Below are 2,564 nucleotides of genomic sequence, written 5' to 3' on the forward strand. Positions count from 1 at the left end.
CGTAAATGGGGCGCGTATCTCTCGATTTTTTTCGCATCAGTACGCTAGTTAAAAAGGTGCAGGTTGAAAAGGTATATAACGCTTGTTGCCTGTTATATTGGCTCTATCTACCTGCATAACTAGGGCTGTACGTCTTTCTTGTGCGTGTTCGCTATTGAGCAACAAAGCATCGTATTGCTTGCCTAGTTCGTCACCGTATAAACAATACTGTTTTACTTTTACATGGCATAAGGGGCAAGTTAATAAGTGGTTATATAAAAGCTCTTCGGTAGATTTGCCGTATATCAGGTCGTAAAGGTCGGGGTCGGTTCCTTTTAGCGTCTCTTGGTCGTTGGCGGCAAGTTGTTTTGTGCTTTCTACCTCCGCTATAGTTGCTATAGTTGCTATAGTTGGGATTTTATGGGGTGTTTCTTTATCATCTATAGCAGAAATAGCAACTATAGCGGCCTGTGGGTTCAACCAATCTCTAAAAGCCATGATTAAACCTCCAATAACTTAGGATTAACTTCTAGCCATTTCTTTTTACCGTCTTTAACTATTCTCAATCGGCCTAGCTCTATCAAGTTTTTGATTGTCTCTTCATGCGTGGCCTTTGGGCGTATAGCATTAGGGCATAATTGACGGGCTAACATGGTGCTAAGTCTTGTTACGTTGTTATCCTTGCAGTAATCAATTAGCCAAGCATCTAAAAGGGTGGCGTTGCTTATTTCTTTGGGTAATGCAATCTCACCAAAAAAGCGTCTTGATTCTAGCAAGTACCAAGACATTAAACGACAAGCCCTTGTCATGTGGTCTTCGGTAATTGCGCCAGTTATGCCGTGTTCGTACACATGAAACAAGGCGGCTATCCTTGTGGCGTTATCTGCTGCTTTACTGGTTACGTCTTTAATGTTTGTTAATTCGCCTCCAGTGCGTAGTTCTTGCTCGGTGTCGTTAAAAAACTTAATCCATTCGGCTTTGGCTTTAGTCGATAAGATTAAGTTGTGTGTTTGTATTGCGCCTGTTTCATCATCAATCGTTAAGGGCGTGTTAATTAGCTCTAGGGTTCTACGCTTAAAGGCGGCAAGGTGCGGTGTATTGTGTGTAGGCTCTTTATAAAGTCTAAAACCTTGTGTTGATTTTGGCCAAGCAATCAGGAATCTTGCACCAAAACCAGTACCTCTTGCCAAGCCTTTGCTACCATCAAAAAAGGCGCGTACTGTGCTTGCTTGTATTGCTAGGCTTAGGGTTAATCGTCTATCTGATAACAATATATCTTTGTCGCTATCTTGGCGCGTTACTCGGATAGATTCACCATCCCAAAACTTGTTAAGGGTGGCCATGTTTCGCATAGCTGAGTCGCTACTCATGCCATGACTACCAAACACGATACCTGCTTCACTTGAAAAGATACCTTGTGATGGGTGGCCTCTGTTCAATGCTTTTATCAAGCCTTCGGGTGTGGTGTCTTCTAAAAGAAAAGTTGTGCCTCTAGGTGGCATAGGCTCGCACATATCTAAAGTATTGACATGGTCTCTTAAACTTTCTTCAACGATACCTTTTTCACTCGCACGTTTTATGGCTGTCATTGCCCCATCATGCTCGGCTTTCCATTTATTATATTCTCTAAGATATAGCTTCTTTGCTTCATGGTCGGCCTTACATCGCTCTAAATCTAGGTCTTTTAGGTGTTTAGTCAATAAATTATCACACGCGCTTTTACGCTCGCCTGATTCGGCAATCAATAACAAAAATAGGGAGCTTACGCTTGTAAGTTGACTATCACGCGCCACATTAACTAAGCCTTGCGTGCATAACGATAACGCGCCTAAAAGTGAATTAACGGCCATAGCAATAGGGCATTGTAAGTAATCAACTACTTCAACAATAAGCAAGCGTAGGGGTTCGGGTAGTTGGTCTAGTGGATAATCTAATGTGTCATAATGCGCGTTAATACTTTCGGGGTCTTGCCACTCTTCGGGCGGCATCACCCATCCTTTGCTCTGTGCCAGTTTATAAATACTTGCCACCTTAATGGGGTCATAGTGTTTTAAGTCTGCACTTCTATAAAAAGAAAATGAGTTTCCGCCTGTTTTATTATCCCAATCAATCGCCAACAATGCGCCTATGCTGCCCTGTGCTTGTTTATATTCATGGCTTAAACCGTAACCAATAACCTTTTCACCTGTGCTAAGACTTTCGCCTATTGCATCTTGTGGCTCAATATAAGTAAGGGCATCTTGCAAGGCTCTTGCTGTATTGCGCTCTTCGGGGGTAGGTAGTGCTTCAATCGTTTTATTGATTAAATCGGGGTCTATTGGGTCGGTTTTTTCTGTTTTAGGTGGCTTGTGGTTGCTTAATGGATTTGTCCACCCGTTGCGCTGTGCCTCGCTAAATATCGCTTTATAGCCTGTTCTATCAGCGTGTAATCCTCGCCATTTGTGTATGGCATCGACTCTGTCAAACTTTGCGCTCTTGCTTGACCATGACAAAAACAAGTCTAACCCTGCATCGCCTAAAGTTTTTAGGCGCATGGCTTGCCTTATCCAGTCGTGATACTCCTCGCATGATAGATAATCTAATGC

Annotated in this window: 2 protein-coding genes; both read right to left on the minus strand. The window is 42.7% G+C overall.

The window, feature by feature from the left end:
• Nucleotides 1-48: 48 nt before the first annotated feature.
• Entirely contained in the window at nt 49-477 is a 429-nt protein-coding gene (locus Q0212_RS07345; protein ID WP_297924081.1) for a hypothetical protein, read from the minus strand.
• A gap of 2 nt (nt 478-479) precedes the next feature.
• The coding region (locus Q0212_RS07350; RefSeq protein WP_297924083.1) for a DUF3987 domain-containing protein at nt 480-2,564 on the minus strand (2,085 nt) is incomplete at its 5' end.

The sequence above is a fragment of the uncultured Agitococcus sp. genome, from assembly GCF_937920075.1.
Lineage (GTDB): Bacteria > Pseudomonadota > Gammaproteobacteria > Pseudomonadales > Moraxellaceae > Agitococcus.

Coding starts and splice junctions, on each gene's coding strand:
- Q0212_RS07345 (WP_297924081.1), bottom strand. CDS start 477: ATGGCTTTTAGAGATTGGTTGAACCCACAGGCCGCTATAGTTGCTATT.